The following is a 17,560-nucleotide window of genomic DNA, read 5'->3' on the forward strand; positions in this document are numbered from 1 at the left end:
CACCTTCGAGCATCCCACCCGGCGAGCCCCGCTGCACGGCACAATGAACCAAAACAAAAGAGGCGCCCCGGATGGGACGCCTCTCGATCTTTCGGCAGCGGGGCCGCGGTGGCCCCGGAGCGGGCTTAGCCCTGAGCGGCTTTGGCCACTTCTGCCGCGAAGTCTTCTTCGACTTTCTCGATGCCTTCGCCGACCTGCAGACGGATGAAACCGGTGATCTCGGCACCAGCTTCTTTCGCCGCCTGCTCGACGGTCAGATCGGGGTTCACCACGAACTGCTGACCCAGCAGGGTCACTTCGGCGAGGAACTTCTTCATGCGGCCGACGATCATCTTCTCGATCACGGCGTCCGGCTTGCCGGATTCCTTGGCGATGTCGATCTGAACCTGACGCTCTTTCTCGACAACCGCCGGGTCCAGCTCAGCTTCGTTCAGCGAGGCCGGGTTGGCAGCTGCGATGTGCATCGCGACCTGCTTGCCGAACTCTTCGCTGCCGCCGGTCATGGCAACCAGCACGCCGATCTGGCCGAGGCCGGGCGCTGCTGCGTTGTGCACGTAGGTGGCGACGACTTCGCCTTCGATTTTCGCCATCCGGCGCAGGGTCATGTTCTCGCCGATCTTGGCGATCTTGTCGGTGACCAGCTCGGAGACTTTCTTGCCTTCGATCTCTGCGTCGGCCAGCGCTTCCACGCTGTCCACTTTCAGAGCGGCGCCAGCGATGTCGCGGACCATGCCCTGGAATTCGGCGTTCTTGGCAACGAAGTCGGTCTCGGCGTTCACCTCGACGGCAACACCCACGCCACCTTCGACCTCAACGGCCACGAGGCCTTCTGCGGCGGTGCGGCCGGATTTCTTCGCAGCTTTCGCGAGGCCCTTGGTGCGCAGCCAGTCAACCGCGGCTTCCATGTCGCCATCGGTCTCGGTCAGCGCTTTTTTGGCATCCATCATGCCTGCGCCGGTCATCTCGCGCAGTTCTTTAACCTGTGCAGCAGTGATCGCCATCTCGGCTCTCCTCATCTCAAATTCGGTGGGGCGGCCCTGCCCCGGGCCACCCGCTCCTGTCATGAATTCGTGACGCTTTCGCGACAGGCCCAGGGAACTGACCCATGGGGCGCGCGAGAGCGTGGTGCGCCCGCCCCGCACGGGGCGCGGCAGGCGCGGATGGCTTACTTGCCTGCGTTCGCGTCGGCGAGCAGCTCTTCTGCCGGTGCGTCTTCCAGAGCGCCGAGGTCAACGCCTGCCGCTTCCATCTGGCCGGTCATGCCGTCCAGGGCTGCGCGCGAAACGAGGTCGCAGTAGAGCGAGATGGCGCGTGCCGCGTCATCGTTGCCGGGGATGATGTAGTCCACGCCTTCGGGCGAGCAGTTGGTGTCGACGATGGCGACAACCGGGATGCCCAGCTTGTTGGCTTCGGCCACGGCCAGCGCTTCTTTTTTCACGTCGATGACGAAGAGCATGTCGGGCAGGCCGCCCATTTCGCGGATGCCGCCGAGCGATGCCTGAAGCTTCGCCTGGTCACGCTCCATGCCGAGGCGCTCTTTCTTGGTGAGGCCTTCTGCGCCGGTTTCCATGCGCTCGTCGATGGTCTTCAGACGCTGGATCGACTGCGAAACGGTCTGCCAGTTGGTGAGCGTGCCGCCCAGCCAGCGGTGGTTCATGTAGAACTGTGCGCATTTTTCTGCGGCTTCGGCGATCGGGCCAGCTGCCTGACGCTTGGTGCCGACGAAGAGCACCGAGCCGCCTTTGGCGACGGTTTCGCGGATCGCGTTCAGCGCAGCGTCCAGCATCGGGACGGTCTGCGTCAGGTCCATGATGTGGATGCCGTTGCGCGCGCCGTAGATGAACTCGCCCATGCGGGGGTTCCAACGCTGCGTCTGGTGGCCGAAGTGCACGCCTGCTTCAAGCAGCTGGCGCATGGTGAACTCGGGGAGAGCCATGTCCGTATATCCTTTCCGGTTTCATAAATCCTCAGCGGGGGCTCATCCTTTTGGGACAACCGGTGGACGCTTGGGGATGTCTCCCCCAAAGGCCCGACCCCGCCTGTGGCGTTCTCGTGGGCGCGCCTATACTCCCGTTCCCGTGAGCGCGCAACCCCTGGAGCCGCAAATTCCTCTCAGCACGGTGCCCGGTCGTGGTTTCTGGCCGAGTCTTCTGGCGGCGCTTTCCGGCCTGCCTCCGGCGGGGATATTTTGATCTAGACGAAGAACCACGCCCCGCGCCCTTCGTCTAGAAACAAATATCCCGGGGAGTCCGCGCAAGCGGACGGGGCAGAGCCCCAAATCGTTCAGCCCATCACCGCAAACCTGCCGCTGGGTCACGCCTGCGTGAGCCCCGCTTGCGAAAACTACTTACCCTGTTAACTACCATCCCTGTTAAGCAACCGCAGCAACCCGGCCCAACCTCATGTCCGACACCTCCGACACCCGCCAGTCTACACGCCTCCTCGAAGCTCTGCTCGCCGCCACGCGCGAGATCCGCACGCACTATGATGCCAGCGCGCAGGACCTCGGGCTGACGTTCTCGCGGGCGCGGGTAGTCTCGGAGCTGGCACGGCACGAGGGCGCGACGCAGGCGGAACTGGCCTGCGTGCTGCGCATCGAGGCCCCAGCACTCAAGCGCCAGATCGACGCACTGGAGGCGCAGGGCTTCATCGAGCGCCGGGCGCTCGACGGGGACGCCCGCAAACGCGCGCTGCATCTGACCGATAAGGCCAGATCGAGCCGCATCACCTGTTTTCTCGGGCGCGTGCGCGCCGATCTTCTCGACGGGATCTCACCCGAAGATCAGGACCTCGCCTGCGAAGTGCTGGAACGCATCGCGCTCAACGCAACCAAGCTGACTTCCGAATGACCGACCAGACCACAGAACACCAGAAGCCGGAGCGCGCGGGAGAACCCCCGTCCGACACGCCGACACCGGCCGCAGCAGAACCGGCCGCACCGCCGCCGCCCGCGCCGGGCATGCCCCTGCGCCGCGCGCTGCCCTATATCGGCGCTTCGCTCACCATCGGTGTGACGCAGGGGCTGGGACAGGGGTTCATCTCGACCAACCTGCCGCAGATCGCCGGCGATCTGGGGATCACCACGGCGCAGGCCAGCTGGCTCATGGCCGCCTATATGATCCCCCGCGCCTCGCTGACCATCATGCTGATCAAGCTGCGCACCCAATACGGGCTGCGGCGCTTCGCCGAGATCGGCATCGCGGTCTATGTGGTGGTGGCCTTCATCTCGCTATGGATCACCGATCTGCGCTCGGCGGTGGTGATCGAGTTCCTCTCCGGCATCGCCGCCGCACCGCTCTCGACGCTGGCCTTCCTCTATATCCTCGAGCCGCTGGCGCAGCAGTGGAAGCTGCGCCTCGGGTTGCCGATCGCGCTGATGCTGCTGACCTCCGGGCCGACGCTGGCGCGGGTGGTCTCGCCGTGGCTTATTGGCGATGGCGGGCTGGCGGGGATCCATTTCACCACGCTGGGCCTGTCGATGGTCTGTCTGATGCTGGTCTACCTGCTGCCGATGGGACCGATGCCGCGCAGCAAGGTGATCCAGCGCGCCGATTTCCTCAGCTTCGGGCTGATCGCGATCGGGCTCGGCGGGCTGGTCACCGGCTTCATCATGGGGCCGATCCACTGGTGGACCGCCCTGCCCTGGCTCGGCTGGCTGCTGGCGGCCTCTGTGCTGTGCCTGACGCTGGCGGTGATCCTCGAATTGCACCGCGACGCGCCGCTGATCGACATCCGCTGGCTGCTGACCCCGGCGATGCTGCACCTTGCCTTCACGCTGTTCCTGTTCCGCCTGCTGCTGTCAGAGCAGAGCACCGGCGCGCCGGCGCTGTTTCAGGTGCTGGGGCTGGGCAGCGCGCAGATGACCGGGCTGTTCACCATGATCCTTGCGGGCACTGCCATGGGCGCGCTGGCCTGCGTGGGGTGGATGAAGCCCGGACGCGAGCCTGCCTATCACTTCGTCTCGCTGGCGCTCATCGCGTTTGGCGCGTGGATGGACAGCGCTTCGACGCTGCAGACCCGGCCCGAGCAGATGTATGTGAGCCAGACGCTGATCGCCTTCGCCTCGATGCTCTTCATGGCGCCTGCGATGATGAAGGGGCTGATCGCCGCGCTGAGCAAGGGGCCGATGTATCTGCTTTCTTTCGTCATCGTCTTTCTGGTCACCCAGAGCGTTGGCGGCATCCTCGGCTCGGGCATCTTCCGTTCCTTGATCAATGAGCGGCAGGCCTTCCATCTGCAGGTGCTGCGCGAGGAACTGACCAGCGCCGATCCGATGACCGCGCAGAGCATCGCCGCCAGCATGCAGCAGCTTGCGCCGCAGATCGCCGACAGCGCGCAACTCAAGGCGCAGGCGGTGTCGCAACTGGCCAGCACCGCCTCGAGCCAAGCCTATGTGATGGCCTATAACGACGGCTATTTCATGATCTCTCTCGTGGCGCTGGCGTCGCTGGTCGCGCTGGTGCTGCACATCTTCCGCGACTGGCTGGCCGCGCGCCTTGCTCGCTCCGACGCAGAGCAAAACACCCAGCCAGAGCCGCAACCCTCCTGACCCATCCGAGCAAGAACAATGAAGAAATTCCTCTCCCTCCCAACCCTTATCGCCTCGGCGATCGGCATCGCCGGTGTGCTGCTGCTGCTGTTTGCATGGCACCTGCCGCCCTTCGCCGCCGCCCATCCCTCGACCGAAAACGCCTATCTGCGCGGCAAGGTCACGCAGATCGCGCCGCAGCTCTCGGGCTATCTGTCCGAGGTCGACGTGAGCGACTTCCAGACCGTCAAGCAAGGCGATTTGATCGCGCGCATTGACCCGTCGAGCTATCGCCAGAAACTCTCGCAGGCGCAGGCAACGCTGGCCTCTGCCAAGGCCGCCGTCGATGTGGCGAAACAGAGCGTCAGCTCGGCGGTGGCCAGCGAGCATTCGGCAGAGGCCGCGCTCGCCTCGGCGCAATCGACGCTGGAGACCGCGCAGACCGACGCCGAGCGGATGGACAAGCTGCGCGAGCGCGGCGTGACGTCCCAATCCAGCGCCGATCAGACCGATCTTGCGCTGCGGCAGGCGCAGGCCTCTGTGCGGCAGGCCGAAGCGCAGCTTCAGGTCCAGCGCGAGGCGACCGCGAGCGCAAAGCTGCAGATCGCCGCGCGCAACGCGGATGTGGAAAGCGCCGAGGCGGCGGTGGAATTGGCGCAGATCGACCTCGACCACACCGAAATCCGCGCCCCGGCGGATGGCCGCCTCGGTCAGGTCTCGGCGCATGTGGGGCAATATGCGACGGCGGGCACCACGCTGGTGAGCCATGTGGGCATCGATCTGTGGGTGATCGCCAACTTCAAGGAAACCGCGCTGCACGGGCTGCAGGCGGGACAGCCCGTGCGCTTTACCGTGGACGCGCTTGGCGGGCGCGCCTTTGACGGCCATGTGCAGGGCTTCTCGCCCGCCGCCGCCTCGGAATTCAGCCTGCTGTCGGGGTCCAACGCCACGGGCAATTTCACCAAAATCGCGCAGCGGCTGCCGGTGCGGATTTCGATCGACGATGGACAGGATGCGCAGGCGCTGCGGCCCGGCTTTTCGGTTGTGGTGGATGTGGATACCGCGGGGGCGGCGGGCTGACGCCCGCCGGGATGGGGGCGCTGCCCCCGTCCGCTGACGCGGACTCCCCCGGCGTATTTTAAAAAGAGAAGAAGCGCGGAAAGGAAAAGGGCGGCCTTGGGACCGCCCTTTCGCTGTGGTGTGTGATGTGCGCGCTCAGCCGAGCGCGTAGCCGGCGCCGCGCACGGTGCGCAGCGGATCCTCTCCGCCATGGGCACCAAGCGCCTTGCGCAGACGGCCGATGTGGACGTCGACGGTGCGCGTGTCCACATAGATGTCGCGGCCCCAGACCCGGTCGAGCAGCTGCTCACGCGACCAGACGCGGCCGGGCTTTTCCATGAAGGTGGAGAGCAGGCGGAACTCGGTCGGCCCGAGCTTCAGTTCCTGCCCGCCGCGCATCACGCGGTGGGTTTCGGCGTCGAGCACGATGTCCTCGAACTCCAGCCGCAGACCGGCCGCCGAGGGCCGCGCGCGGCGCAGCTGCGCCTTCACCCGCGCCATCAGCTCGCGCAGGCTGTAGGGTTTCACCACATAGTCGTCGGCGCCGGTGTCGAGGCCGCGAATGCGATCGACCTCTTCGGAGCGCGCCGAGAGCATGATCACCGGCAGGCTGCGGGTCTCGGTGCGGGTCTTGATCTGGCGGCAGACCTCGATCCCCGAGAGATTGGGCAGCATCCAGTCGAGCACCACCACATCCGGGTTCTCTTCGTCGAGCAGCACCAGCGCCTCTTCGCCATTGCCAGCGGCAGCGACGCGGAAGCCCTCGGCCTCGAGGTTGTAGCGCAGCACCTCGCGCTGCGCGGCCTCATCCTCGACCACCAGAACCGTGGGTTGATCAGCGGCCATGCCTCACTCCTTGCCCGCATCGGCGCTGAGCGCCGGGTCGGAAGAGGTGCGGTCTTCTTTCACCCGGCCCTCATGCGGCATCTCGCCGGTGGCGAGGAAAATCACCTGCTCGGCGATGGCGGTCACATGGTCGCCCATGCGCTCGACGTTCTTGGCGATGAAATGCAGATGCATGCAGGAGGTGATGTTGCGCGGGTCCTCGAGCATGAAGGTCAGGAACTCGCGGAACAGCGTGTTGTACATCTGGTCCACATCGCGGTCGCGCTCGATCACGTCTTTGGCCAGCGCCTCATCGCGGCGGATGTAGGCGTCGAGCCCGTCTTTGAGCATATGCTCGACCTCGCGCGACATGCGGCGCAGCGCGGTGGCCGAGCCTTCGATCTGCGCCAGCTGCGAGAGCACCGAGGTGCGCTTGGCCATGTTCTTCGACAGATCGCCGATCCGCTCGAGGTTGGCCGACATGCGCATCACCGAAAGCACCACGCGCAGGTCGCGGGCGGTGGGGGCGCGCAGCGCGATCACCCGCGCGGCTTCCTCGTTGAGCAGCTCTTCAAGCTCGTCGATCGCCTTGTCACCGGCGACGACCTTCTGTGCCAGTTCCTCGTCGCGGCTCTCAAGCGAGAGCGCGGCATCATGGATCGCCGCCTCGACGAGGCCGCCCATCTTGAGGATCTGCGCCTGAATGCCTTCGAGGTCGCGGTCGAAGGCCGAGGCGATGTGTTTCTTCAGCTCGTCACTCATGACTTATCCGATCCGTCCGGTGATGTAGGATTCCGTGCGGGGATCCACGGGGTTGGTGAAGATCTGCGAGGTGTCGCCGTATTCCACGAGGTTGCCGAGGTGGAAGAAGGCGGTCTTCTGGCTCACCCGCGCGGCCTGCTGCATGGAGTGGGTCACGATCACCACCGAGTAGTTCTCGCGCAGCTCGTCGATCAGCTCCTCGACCTGACCGGTGGCGATCGGGTCGAGCGCCGAGCAGGGCTCGTCCATCAGCAGCACCTCGGGCTCGGTGGCCACGGCGCGGGCGATGCACAGACGCTGCTGCTGGCCGCCCGACAGGCCGGTCCCCGGCGCATCGAGGCGGTCCTTCACCTCATCCCAGATGGCACCGCGGCGCAGGGCCTTCTCGACGATCTCGTCAAGCTCGGCCTTGTTCTTGGCCAGCCCGTGGATTTTCGGCCCGTAAGCGACGTTGTCGTAGATCGACTTGGGGAACGGGTTCGGCTTTTGAAACACCATGCCCACTTTGGCGCGCAGCTGCACCGGGTCGACACGCTTGTCGTAGATGTCCTCGCCGTCGAGCTCGATAAGCCCTTCGACGCGGCAGATGTCGATCGTGTCGTTCATCCGGTTCAGGGTGCGCAGAAAGGTGGATTTGCCGCAGCCCGACGGACCGATGAAGGCGGTCACGGTCTTGTCGAGGATCTCGACATTGACGTCCTTGATGGCGTGCGTGTCCCTATAATAGACCTGCACGTCACGGGCGGAAATCTTGCTAGCGTTGGTATCCACTTCGGTCTTCCTCAATGGCGAGTCGTACATGTTCAATATCCTTATAGCTTACCAGCGGCGCTCGAACTTGCGGCGCAGCACGATGGCGAGCAGGTTCATGGCCAGCAGGAACACCAGCAGGATGATGATCCCGCCCCAGGCACGCTCGTAGTAGGCAGGGTCGGCGCGCTTGGCCCATTCGTAGATCTGGGCGGGCATGGCCGAGTTCGGCGACAGGAAGCCCGAAAAGACCCCCTCGGGATAGTTGGTGGCGATATAGCCGACCATGCCGATCAGCAGCAGCGGCGCGGTTTCGCCAAGCGCTTGGGCAAGGCCGATGATCGTGCCGGTCAGGATGCCGGGCATGGCCAGCGGCAGCACGTGGTGGAAGGTCGCCTGCATCTTCGACGCACCCACCCCCAGCGCCGCATCGCGGATCGACGGCGGCACCGCCTTCAGCGCGGCGCGGGTCGAGATCACGATGGTCGGCAGCGTCATCAGCGTCAGCGTCAGGCCACCCACAAGCGGTGCCGACTGCGGCAGATGCGCGAACTGGATGAAGGCCGCGAGGCCAAGGATACCGAAGACGATCGAGGGCACCGCGGCGAGGTTGGAGATGTTCACCTCGATGAAGTCGGTGAACTTGTTCTGCGGCGCAAACTCTTCGAGGTAGATCGAGGCCGCGACGCCAATCGGCAGAGCCAGCAGCAGCACGGTGATCATCATGAAGAGCGAGCCCAGCATCGACACGCCCAGACCGGCCTGTTCAGCGCGGCTTTCCGAGGCGTCGGCGCCGGTGATGAACTCCCAGTTGAAGCTCTTGTGGACCACGCCCTGCTCGCGCAGCACGTCGACCAGATCGAGATGCTCGGCGTCGATGTTCTTGTCCTGCTCGATGCTCTCGCGGCTGACGCGGCCTTTGAGGTAGCCGTCGACGCGGCTCGACGCGAGGATCTGGAAATCGACGGTTTCGCCAACCCGCTCGGGGTTTGCCAGCACCCAGTCACGCACCTTGGCCGCAGCCGAGGCAGAGATCATCTCCTTGACGTCCTTGGCTTCCTCGAAGGGGGTCTCGGCGCCGCTGTCGACGACGACTTTCCACAGCGAGTTCTGGATCAGCGGGTTGTAGCCAAAGGTCGAGACCTTCTGCATTTCCGCCGGATCGCGGTTGCCGTTTTTGTCGAGCTTGGCTTCTTCGAGATAGACCGGCACCTCGATGAAGGTCTGCTGGAACGCGCCGATGCCGTTGCTGACGATGGCGATCAGCAGCACCGCGAGAAAGAACACACCGGCGCCAATGGCCGCGAGGCCATAGGTGCGAAAGCGTTTCTCGGAAGCGTTGCGTTTCTTGGTGCGGGGATCGACGGTCAGCAGCCCGTGGGACTTGGGCGCGTCGCCGGAATAGGTTGCGTCGGACATCAGTCGTACTGCTCCCGGTATTTGCGCACGATGTAGAGCGCGAAGACGTTGAGCGCCAAGGTCATGACGAAAAGGGTCATGCCGAGGGCGAAGGCCACCAGTGCTTCGGGCGAGGCGAAATCCGCGTCGCCGGTCAGCTGGCTGACGATCTTGGCGGTGACGGTGGTCATCGCATCGAACGGGTTGAGCGACAGCCGGGCCGCGGCCCCTGCCCCCATCACCACGATCATCGTCTCGCCGATGGCGCGCGAGGCGGCCAGAAGGATCGCGCCGACGATGCCGGGCAGCGCGGCGGGCAGGATCACCTGCTTGATGGTCTCGGACTGGGTCGCGCCAAGCCCGTAAGACCCGTCGCGCAGCGATTGCGGCACGGCGTTGATGATGTCATCCGACAGCGAGCTGACGAAGGGGATCAGCATGATGCCCATCACGAGACCCGCGGTCATCACGGCGGTGCCCGCCTGCATCCAGTTCAGCCCGTCGCGGCCAAAGACCGACAGCAGCAGCGGGCCGACCGTCAGCAGCGCGAAGAGACCGTAAACGATGGTCGGGATACCGGCCAAGAGTTCCAGCGCGGGTTTGGCGACGGCACGGAATTTCGGCCCGGCGTATTCCGACAGGTAGACGGCGGCAAACAGCCCGATCGGCACCGACACCAGCAGCGCGATCAGCGAGATATAGAGCGTGCCCCAAAGCAGCGGCCAGATGCCAAGCTGCGAGCCGCCGCCAAAGCTGGGCGACCATGTGAAGGAGCCGAAGAATTCCGACGCCGGGTAGATGCGGAAGAACTCGACGGTGTTGAAGACCAGCGACAGCACGATGCCGATGGTGGTCAGGATCGCGATCGAGGCGGCACCGATCAGGATCGCGCGGATCGCATGCTCGACCGAGTTGCGCGCGCGGAAATCCTTGTTGGTCTGCGCCAGCGCCCATGCGCCGCCAGCCAGCGCAAGGCCAAGCACCACGATGGCGCGCAGCAGATCGCCGGTGGCGTTGCTCGTGCGGTAGCTTTGCGCGGCATCCAGCACCTCGGGCGTGATGTCAGAGCCCACGGCAACACCGGCGCTGCCTAGAATGCCGCGAACGTCGGTCCCCGACGTGCTCAGGTCCGAGGCCTCACCAGCGGTCAGCAGCCCCTGCTCGACGGCGAGGTCGAGCCCGTCAGCCACGCGGCGCACATCCGACATCACCAGACCCAGCGTGGATCCTTCGGGGATGGCGGCAGCGTCAAGCAGGCCGGTGGCCTTGCTGTTGACCACGAAAGGCTGGGCGACCAGCCAGATGATCAGAACGAGGAAGGCCGGTGCCATCGCTTTGATCGCGACGTTCCAGCCATAATAATTCGGCAGCGAATGAAGGCCGCGTCGGTCGTCGCCGGCGCTTGAAATGGCGCGTGCGCGCCCGGCGAAATATCCCGCGACGGCCAGCGCGAGAACGATCAGGATCAGCCAGAGAACAGGCATTGGGCCCCCAAGTTATTCCGGTGCGAGATCACCAAAAAGCAAAACGGAGGGCAGCGCGAAGCTGCCCTCCGCCCAACAGACTGACGTCCGCTTACATGGTTTCCTCGTCGGCGACCATCGACTGAGTCGCGCTCAGTTCGGGGTCGGACACGAGGCCGTAGTTGGCGAGCGGGCCATCGGGGCCAGCGATCTCGTCAGCAACGAAGAACTCTGCGAATTCTTTAAGGCCGGGGATGACGCCGATGTGGGCTTTCTTGATGTAGAAGAACAGCGGACGCGACACCGGGTATTCGCCCGACGCGATGGTCTCGGTCGACGGCTCGATGCCGGACATGGTCGCGACTTTGAGCTTGTCGGTGTTGTTCTCGTAGAACGCCAGGCCGAAGACGCCAACGCCGTTTGCGTTGCTGTCGATACGGGCCAGGGTCTCGGTGTAGTCGCCGTCGATGTCGACCGACTTGCCGTCGGTGCGGACCGCGATGCAGGCGTCTTCAGCGTCGTCTTCCGACATGCCCGAAGCGACCATGGCTTCCAGAGCGCCGGTGGTCTCGCAACCAGCCGCCAGAACCTTCTCTTCAAAGACTTCGCGGGTGCCGTGCTTGGTGCCCGGGATGAAGGCTGCGATCTCGACGTCCGGCAGATCGGCGTTGAATTCCGACCATTTGGTGTAGGGGTTGTCGACCAGCTCGCCGTCGACGACGACTTTCGGTGCCAGCGCGTTGTACCAGTCATCCGGCTCGAACGCGGTGAACTCGGGGCCGTCTTTCTGCGACGCGAAGACGATGCCGTCATAGCCGATGCGGACCTGAATGATGTCCGTCACGCCAGCGTCGGCACAGGCTTTGATCTCTTTTTCGCGGATGGCGCGCGAGGCGTTCGCGATGTCGATGGTGTTCTCGCCGACGCCTTCGCAGAAGCGCTTCAGGCCAGCCGAGGAGCCGCCCGATTCCACGACGGGCGTCGGGAAGTCGAAGTTCTCGCCAAAGGCTTCGGCGACGATCGAGGCGTAGGGCAGCACGGTCGACGAGCCTGCAACCTGAACGTTGTCACGTGCGGCAGCAGCGCTTGCCGAAGCAGCGGCGAGCGCGAGGGTCGAAACGGCGAGTTTGACGGATTGCATATGAATGCTCCTGTTTGGTCAGAACCCGTCCCCCGGTCGGGGAACTTGAAGCGGTGCCTAGGCAACGTTCGCTATGCTTTTGTGACACCTATGTAACGCTTTTATGACAGCCTGTCGCCCACGTCGGCGCGAAGCGGCCCATAGGATACTATGTGACTGTTTTTGTGCACTTATCTAAAATTTCGACCGGCAAAAATTCGATTAAATTTCCGTGGCCAATTTTAGGCCGAACTCGATTTAAGGGTTATTATCCTTGGCGGATTCAACCATAGAGCGCTCTATGTGACAGCCTGCGCCACCCGCTGCACACGCAAAAAAGAACCCGCCGCATTGCGACGGGCCGTCTTTGTAAAAATCCACCGTGGAGTCGCGGATCGAGAATCAGGCGTCCTCGACCCGCGGCGCGCTGGCGCGCAGCGGCAGGATCACCCGGAAGGTGCTGCCTTTGCCCGGCATGCTCTCGATCCGAAGTCGCCCGCGGTGCCGGTTCACGATATGCTTGACGATGGCGAGGCCCAGCCCGGTGCCGCCCATCTCGCGCGAGCGGTGACTGTCGACCCGGTAGAACCGCTCGGTCAGGCGCGGGATATGCAGCGGATCAAAGCCCGGCCCGGTGTCAGTCACCTCGATCTCGACCCCCTCGGCCCGCAGGCGCGGCTGATAGGTCGGCGGTGACAGGCGCACCGTCACCTGCGCGCCGCGACCGGAATATTTCAACGCGTTTTCAACGAGATTGACCATGACCTGCCGCAGCTGATCGGAATCGCCAACCACCTCCAGCGGCCCCTCGGGCAGATCGCGGACCAAGCTGACCCCGGCCTCTTCGGCCAGCGGCGCCAGCCCGTTCAGCACCGAGCTCATAAGCTCCGGCAGATCGAGTGGCTCGGTCGGGCGCACGCGCTCTTCCGCCTCCAGACGGCTGAGCGAGAGCAGATCGCCCACGAGCCGTTCCATGCGTTCGGCCTCGGTCTCCATGATCCCGAGAAAGCGCTCGCGCGCGGCCGCATCCTCGCGCGCCGGGCCGCGCAGGGTCTCTATGAAGCCCAGCAAAGCGGTCAGCGGCGTGCGTAGCTCATGGCTGACGTTGGCGACAAAATCGCGCCGCATCTGCCCGGCCTGCTCCAGATGGGTGACATCGGCGAAGGTCAGCAGCACGCCCGGCCCTTTCTCGAGCGCCACCGCGCGGCAGGCCACATCAAAGGCGGTGTCCTGCCGACCATCGGTCGACAGGTAGCGGGTCTTGCGCGGTGTGCCGTCGCGAAACGTGCCCTCGATCGCATCCAGCAGCACCGGCTGGCGCAGCACGGTGATGAAATGCCGGCCCGCAAGCCCCTCGCCCAGCAAGGCGGTCGCTTCCGCGTTGGCGGCGTCGATTCTCTCGTCCCAGCGGATCAGAACCGCCGGGAGCGGCATGGCGTCGATCAGATCGCGCGCCTCGGCCTTCATCAGAGCGCCTCTCGCGCGGCTTTGAGGCCGCTCTCGAAGACCTCGAGCAGCGCCTCGGGATCCTCAAGCCCCACCGAGACGCGGAAGAAGCCCTCGGAAATCCCCAGCGCGGCGCGCCCTTCGGGCGTCAGCGCTCGGTGCGACGAGGACGCGGGATGCGACAGCGTGGTGCCCACATCGCCGAGCGTCGGGGCAAAGGCGATGCCCTGCGCCGCCTCGGTGAAAGCGTTGGCCGCGGCCCGCCCGCCGTCCAGCTCGAAGCTGAGCATATTGCCCGGATTGCCCCGCAGCACCGATTGCGCGCGCCCGGCGTCGGGATGGTCAGCGCGGCCCGGATAGAGCACGCGGCGCACGCCCGGCTTGCCGGTCAGGAAATCGGACAGCCGCTGCGCCGTCTCCTGCGTCTGGCGGAACCGCAGCGGGAAGGTCATCAGCCCGCGCTCGGCCAGCCAGCAATCAAACGGGCTTGCGGTGAGGCCTGCGGTCACGGCGAAGACGCGCAGGCGCTGGTTCACCTCCGGGTCCTTGGCGGCCACCCAGCCCAGCGTCACATCCGCATGGCCCGCGAGCAGTTTGGTCACCGAATGAATGACGATATCGGCGCCGCGCTCCACCGGCTTGATCGCGGCGGGGGTGGTAAAGGTGTTGTCCACCGCCAGCAGCACGCCCTTTTCCTTGCAGAGCGCGGCGATCCCGTCGAGATCGGCGATCCGCAGCGTCGGGTTCGACACCAGTTCGATCAGCACCAGCTTGGTCTCGGGCCGCAGCGCGGCGGCAAAGGCAGTGATGTCGGTCGGATCGGCCAGCGAGGTGGCGATGCCCAAGCGCGGCAGATCCTCGGCCATCATCCGCAGCGAGCGCCCGTACAGCTGATCGGCCCCCAGAACGTGATCGCCCGCGCTCAGCAGCCCAAGCAGAACGGCGGACACAGCGGACATGCCGGATCCGGTGACGATGCCGCCCTCCATCCCCTCAAGCGCGTCGATGCGCTGCGCCAGCATGTCGGCGTTGGGGTGACCTTCGCGCGCATAGGTGTAGCCGGAAGTGACGCCATTGTACTGATCGTCGAGCGAATCCGGGCTGTCGGAGGCGTAAACCACCGCCGGCATGATGGGCGTGACCACGGCCGAAGAAACCGATGCGGGTACGGGAACCGGGCGAATGAGAGTCTTGCGGGTGTCCATGGGGCCTCCTTAATTCGGCCACAGGCTTTGCACAGCGCCCCGGTCAGGACAAGATAGAGAATCTAGGCAAGAATCCGCGCAGAACCTAGGTGGAACAATCGCCCCGCATTCACACGCAAATATGAACAAAATCACCGAAAATTCAAAAGCATCTTCAACAATCCTGAGCACCCGCCTGAATTGTTTACTGTCGTCCGCTTTACACTCGTGTAACGGGAAGTTTGCAATAATTAAGGTTGATTTCAGCCCAATTCTTAACACATCCTAGAGACGTAGGTGGGGGCACCTACAACTTACAGGAGCGTCGACGAAGATGCAGAATGATCCTCTCGATGTACGCTGTAGTGATTGCGGCAAGGCTGCCCAGTTCTTCGAGCCTTTCCGGTTTACCTGTGTCGTACGGCTACCTGACGTCCCAGAGCATTCGCATGTCTGGGGCCGCGTTGTCGTAGAAGAACTTTTCCCCGAGCAGTTCAAGTGGCAACAGCCGGACTGCAAGAAGCCGAAGTTCCTGCAACCGGGTGAGACCGGCGAAGGTTATCGGCTGAACGAGCGGGGCATGGTGTGGTGCAAGGCCTGCAAGACCTTCGAGGCGAAGACGATCTCTTGGCCGGAGGACGCCTATTGGCAATGGACGGTGAAGGGCCACAAGCTTGTGGCGCGCAACCGTGATCATGCCGAGCAGATCCTTGGCTTCCTGCAGGAAAGCCAGCGCGCACCGAACCGCAAACCGGCGCTTCGCGGCATTCCGACGCCGCTGCTGACCCGTCGTCTTCAGGACGAAGTTAGCAGCAAGGTCGAATACGCGCTCGCCAACGCCTGATTCAGCATTCGCCGGATCAGACAGGGATTAGCCCGGCGCTGAAGCGTCGGGCATTTTCTTGATAGTTCAGGGCCGACTTCCGCAGCCCTTCGATCGCCGCCTCATCAAGCTGCCGGACCACCTTGCCCGGCATGCCCATCACAAGGCTACCATCGGGGATTTCCTTGCCTTCCGGGATCAGCGCCCCGGCACCGATCAGGCAGTTGCGCCCGATCTTCGCGCCGTTGAGGATCGTCGCCCCCATGCCGATCAGAGAGTTCTCGCCGATCGTACAGCCGTGCAACATCGCCTTATGGCCGATGGTGCAGCCCGCGCCGATGGTCAGCGGAAAACCCATATCGGTGTGGCACACCACGTTCTCCTGAACGTTCGAGCCTGCGCCCACGCGGATCTCCTCATTATCCCCGCGCAGCGTGCAGCCGAACCAGACCGAACTGCCCTCTTCCATGACAATTTTGCCGATGAGGTTCGCATCGGGCGCGACCCAGGCGCTTTCGTGAAGCTCCGGGGCCACCCCGTCCAATGCGTAAACTGTCATACGTCGCCCTCCTCAAACTCTGCCTGCAGCGCGCGCACATGGTTCAGCAGACCGGGCTGCTGGGTGCGGCGCAGCCGCGTGGCGGTGATGATGCTCTTGAGCTGCGCCTCGGTCTCGTCGAGGTCCTCGTTCACCAGAACGAAGTCATACGAGCCCCAGTGCGAGATCTCGTCCCAGCTTTTCTGCATCCGCTTGTCAATGACATCGGCACCGTCCTGACCGCGCGCCTCGAGCCGCCGCTTGAGCTCGCCGATCGACGGTGGCAGCAGGAAGATCGACAGCGTGTGCAGGCCAAGCTCGGAGTTGGTGATCTGCTGCGCGCCCTGCCAGTCGATGTCGAACAGCACGTCCTGCCCGTCGATAATCGCCTCGCGCACCGGGCCCTTGGGCGAGCCGTAGAAATTGCCGAAGACATGCGCGTGTTCGAGCATATTGCCGCTCGACACGGCCTTCTTGAAGTCGATCTCGGGCATGAAATGGTAGTCCTCGCCGTCCACCTCGCCGGGCCGCGGCGCCCGTGTGGTCGCCGAGACCGAGAAGATGATCGACGGGTCCCACGCCCGCAGACGCTTGGCCAAGGTCGATTTGCCCGCGCCCGAGGGCGAGGAAAGGATGATCAGGAGGCCGCGCCGTCCGCTCATAGTCATATTACTCCACGTTCTGCACTTGCTCGCGCATCTGGTCGATGACCGTCTTGAGGGTCAGGCCGACCTGCGTCAAGGCGGCGGAGCCGGATTTCGAGCAGAGCGTGTTCGCCTCGCGGTTGAATTCCTGCATCAGAAAGTCGAGACGCCGCCCCACGGCGCCTTCCGCTGCCAGAAGCTCACGCGCGGCGGCCACATGGGCGGTCAGGCGGTCAAGCTCTTCGGTGACGTCGGATTTCACCGCGATCACCGCCAGTTCCTGCGCGACGCGCGCCTCATCGACCCCACTCACCCCCTCCATCACGCGCTGCAACTGGGCGCGCAGACGCTCGTCCTGCTCGCCCCGACGCGCCTCGACCGCCTCGGCGGCCTGCGCCACCAAAGCCTCGATCTCATCAAGCTGCCCGGTCAGGATCGCGGCCAGAGCCGCGCCTTCGGTGCGGCGCATCTGGGTGAACTCCTCCAGCGCCTCGCCAAAGGCCGCCAGCATCTCGCCGCGCAACTGGGTGATATCGGCGGGCGCGCCAGAGGTGCTCAGCACGCCGCGAAGGGCCACAATCTGCGCCGCGGAGGATGGCGAGAGCACCAGCCCCTGCCCGGCCGCAGCCCCTTCGATCCGCGCCATCGCCGTAAGGATCCGCGTCAGCACCGCCTCATCAAGCTCCGCCGCCGCTTCCTCACCGTTGCCCTGCGTCTTGAGCGAAATCTGCACGTTGCCCCGTGCCAGCGCCTTTTGCGCCGCGGCGCGGACCTGCGGCTCGAGCCCCTCGATCCAGTCGGGCAGCCGAAGGCGCAGCTCCAGCCCCTTGCCATTCACCCCGCGCAACTCCCAGCTCCAGCGGAGCCCCGCGGTTTCCCCTTGGCGTGATGCAAAGCCGGTCATGGATTGCCGCATTTCAGACCCTTTCAAATTCGCGTCCGGGCAAAATTCGACGCCCGCTTTCAATGGCCTACAAGCCCATGCGTGGCCTGTCCAGCCGCACCCCAAAAGGCACTGTT

At 64.6% G+C, this 17,560-nt stretch carries 17 protein-coding genes; 4 read left to right on the forward strand and 13 right to left on the reverse strand.

Going from position 1 to position 17,560, the window contains the following annotated elements:
• Nucleotides 1-125 precede the first annotated feature (125 nt).
• Complete coding sequence (gene tsf, locus AYJ57_RS01010) at nt 126-1,001, reverse strand: translation elongation factor Ts (RefSeq protein ID WP_066099947.1); 876 nt, start codon at nt 999-1,001, stop codon at nt 126-128.
• Nucleotides 1,002-1,165: 164 nt separating this feature from the next.
• Nucleotides 1,166-1,936, reverse strand: a complete 771-nt coding sequence (rpsB, locus tag AYJ57_RS01015; protein ID WP_066099950.1) for a 30S ribosomal protein S2 — start codon at nt 1,934-1,936, stop codon at nt 1,166-1,168.
• A gap of 466 nt (nt 1,937-2,402) precedes the next feature.
• Between rpsB and AYJ57_RS01020 the strand changes: the two genes are divergently transcribed.
• The 3 genes from AYJ57_RS01020 to AYJ57_RS01030 are packed head-to-tail and all read left to right on the forward strand — an operon-like array spanning nt 2,403 to nt 5,608.
• Nucleotides 2,403-2,849 carry a MarR family winged helix-turn-helix transcriptional regulator gene (locus AYJ57_RS01020; RefSeq protein WP_066099954.1) on the forward strand — a complete coding sequence of 149 codons (447 nt, stop codon included), beginning with the start codon at nt 2,403-2,405 and terminating at the stop codon, nt 2,847-2,849.
• Nucleotides 2,846-4,549, forward strand: coding sequence for an MFS transporter (locus AYJ57_RS01025; protein ID WP_237220176.1), 1,704 nt, complete (start codon nt 2,846-2,848; stop codon nt 4,547-4,549). The genes AYJ57_RS01020 and AYJ57_RS01025 overlap by 4 nt, the downstream gene beginning before the upstream one ends.
• A gap of 18 nt (nt 4,550-4,567) precedes the next feature.
• Nucleotides 4,568-5,608 (forward strand): HlyD family secretion protein, encoded by a 1,041-nt coding sequence (locus AYJ57_RS01030; protein WP_066099957.1) that lies wholly within the window; start codon nt 4,568-4,570, stop codon nt 5,606-5,608.
• 135 nt (nt 5,609-5,743) lie between these two features.
• Here AYJ57_RS01030 and phoB read toward each other — a convergent pair whose 3' ends face one another.
• The 8 genes from phoB to AYJ57_RS01070 all read right to left on the reverse strand — a co-directional run bounded on the left by phoB (nt 5,744) and on the right by AYJ57_RS01070 (nt 14,556).
• A complete protein-coding gene (phoB, locus tag AYJ57_RS01035; protein ID WP_066099960.1) occupies nt 5,744-6,433 on the reverse strand; it encodes a phosphate regulon transcriptional regulator PhoB in 690 nt (229 codons plus the stop codon).
• Nucleotides 6,434-6,436: 3 nt separating this feature from the next.
• Complete coding sequence (phoU, locus tag AYJ57_RS01040; protein ID WP_066099963.1) at nt 6,437-7,174, reverse strand: phosphate signaling complex protein PhoU; 738 nt, start codon at nt 7,172-7,174, stop codon at nt 6,437-6,439.
• 3 nt (nt 7,175-7,177) lie between these two features.
• A complete protein-coding gene (gene pstB, locus AYJ57_RS01045) occupies nt 7,178-7,975 on the reverse strand; it encodes a phosphate ABC transporter ATP-binding protein PstB (RefSeq protein WP_066099967.1) in 798 nt (265 codons plus the stop codon).
• A gap of 18 nt (nt 7,976-7,993) precedes the next feature.
• The gene (gene pstA / locus AYJ57_RS01050) at nt 7,994-9,343 is read right to left on the reverse strand and encodes a phosphate ABC transporter permease PstA (protein WP_066099969.1); all 1,350 of its coding nucleotides are present in this window, start codon (nt 9,341-9,343) and stop codon (nt 7,994-7,996) included.
• Entirely contained in the window at nt 9,343-10,806 is a 1,464-nt protein-coding gene (gene pstC / locus AYJ57_RS01055; protein ID WP_066099973.1) for a phosphate ABC transporter permease subunit PstC, read from the reverse strand. Before pstC ends, pstA begins: the two co-directional genes overlap by 1 nt.
• 91 nt (nt 10,807-10,897) lie before the next feature.
• The gene (locus tag AYJ57_RS01060) at nt 10,898-11,926 is read right to left on the reverse strand and encodes a substrate-binding domain-containing protein (protein ID WP_066099975.1); all 1,029 of its coding nucleotides are present in this window, start codon (nt 11,924-11,926) and stop codon (nt 10,898-10,900) included.
• 381 nt (nt 11,927-12,307) lie between these two features.
• Nucleotides 12,308-13,372 (reverse strand): ATP-binding protein, encoded by a 1,065-nt coding sequence (locus AYJ57_RS01065; protein ID WP_066099980.1) that lies wholly within the window; start codon nt 13,370-13,372, stop codon nt 12,308-12,310.
• Entirely contained in the window at nt 13,372-14,556 is a 1,185-nt protein-coding gene (locus AYJ57_RS01070) for a trans-sulfuration enzyme family protein (protein WP_066099983.1), read from the reverse strand. The genes AYJ57_RS01065 and AYJ57_RS01070 overlap by 1 nt, the downstream gene beginning before the upstream one ends.
• Nucleotides 14,557-14,869: 313 nt before the next feature.
• Here AYJ57_RS01070 and AYJ57_RS01075 point away from each other — a divergent pair, with 313 nt between their 5' ends.
• The gene (locus AYJ57_RS01075; RefSeq protein WP_193789499.1) at nt 14,870-15,379 is read left to right on the forward strand and encodes a hypothetical protein; all 510 of its coding nucleotides are present in this window, start codon (nt 14,870-14,872) and stop codon (nt 15,377-15,379) included.
• Nucleotides 15,380-15,395: 16 nt separating this feature from the next.
• Here AYJ57_RS01075 and AYJ57_RS01080 read toward each other — a convergent pair whose 3' ends face one another.
• The 3 genes from AYJ57_RS01080 to AYJ57_RS01090 are packed head-to-tail and all read right to left on the reverse strand — an operon-like array spanning nt 15,396 to nt 17,456.
• Nucleotides 15,396-15,917 (reverse strand): gamma carbonic anhydrase family protein, encoded by a 522-nt coding sequence (locus tag AYJ57_RS01080; RefSeq protein WP_066099990.1) that lies wholly within the window; start codon nt 15,915-15,917, stop codon nt 15,396-15,398.
• The gene (gmk, locus tag AYJ57_RS01085) at nt 15,914-16,558 is read right to left on the reverse strand and encodes a guanylate kinase (protein ID WP_066106482.1); all 645 of its coding nucleotides are present in this window, start codon (nt 16,556-16,558) and stop codon (nt 15,914-15,916) included. The genes AYJ57_RS01080 and gmk overlap by 4 nt, the downstream gene beginning before the upstream one ends.
• A gap of 7 nt (nt 16,559-16,565) precedes the next feature.
• Nucleotides 16,566-17,456, reverse strand: a complete 891-nt coding sequence (locus tag AYJ57_RS01090) for a YicC/YloC family endoribonuclease (RefSeq protein WP_066099993.1) — start codon at nt 17,454-17,456, stop codon at nt 16,566-16,568.
• Between the last annotated feature and the right edge of the window lie 104 nt (nt 17,457-17,560).

Source organism: Salipiger sp. CCB-MM3 (genome assembly GCF_001687105.1).
Lineage (GTDB): Bacteria > Pseudomonadota > Alphaproteobacteria > Rhodobacterales > Rhodobacteraceae > Salipiger.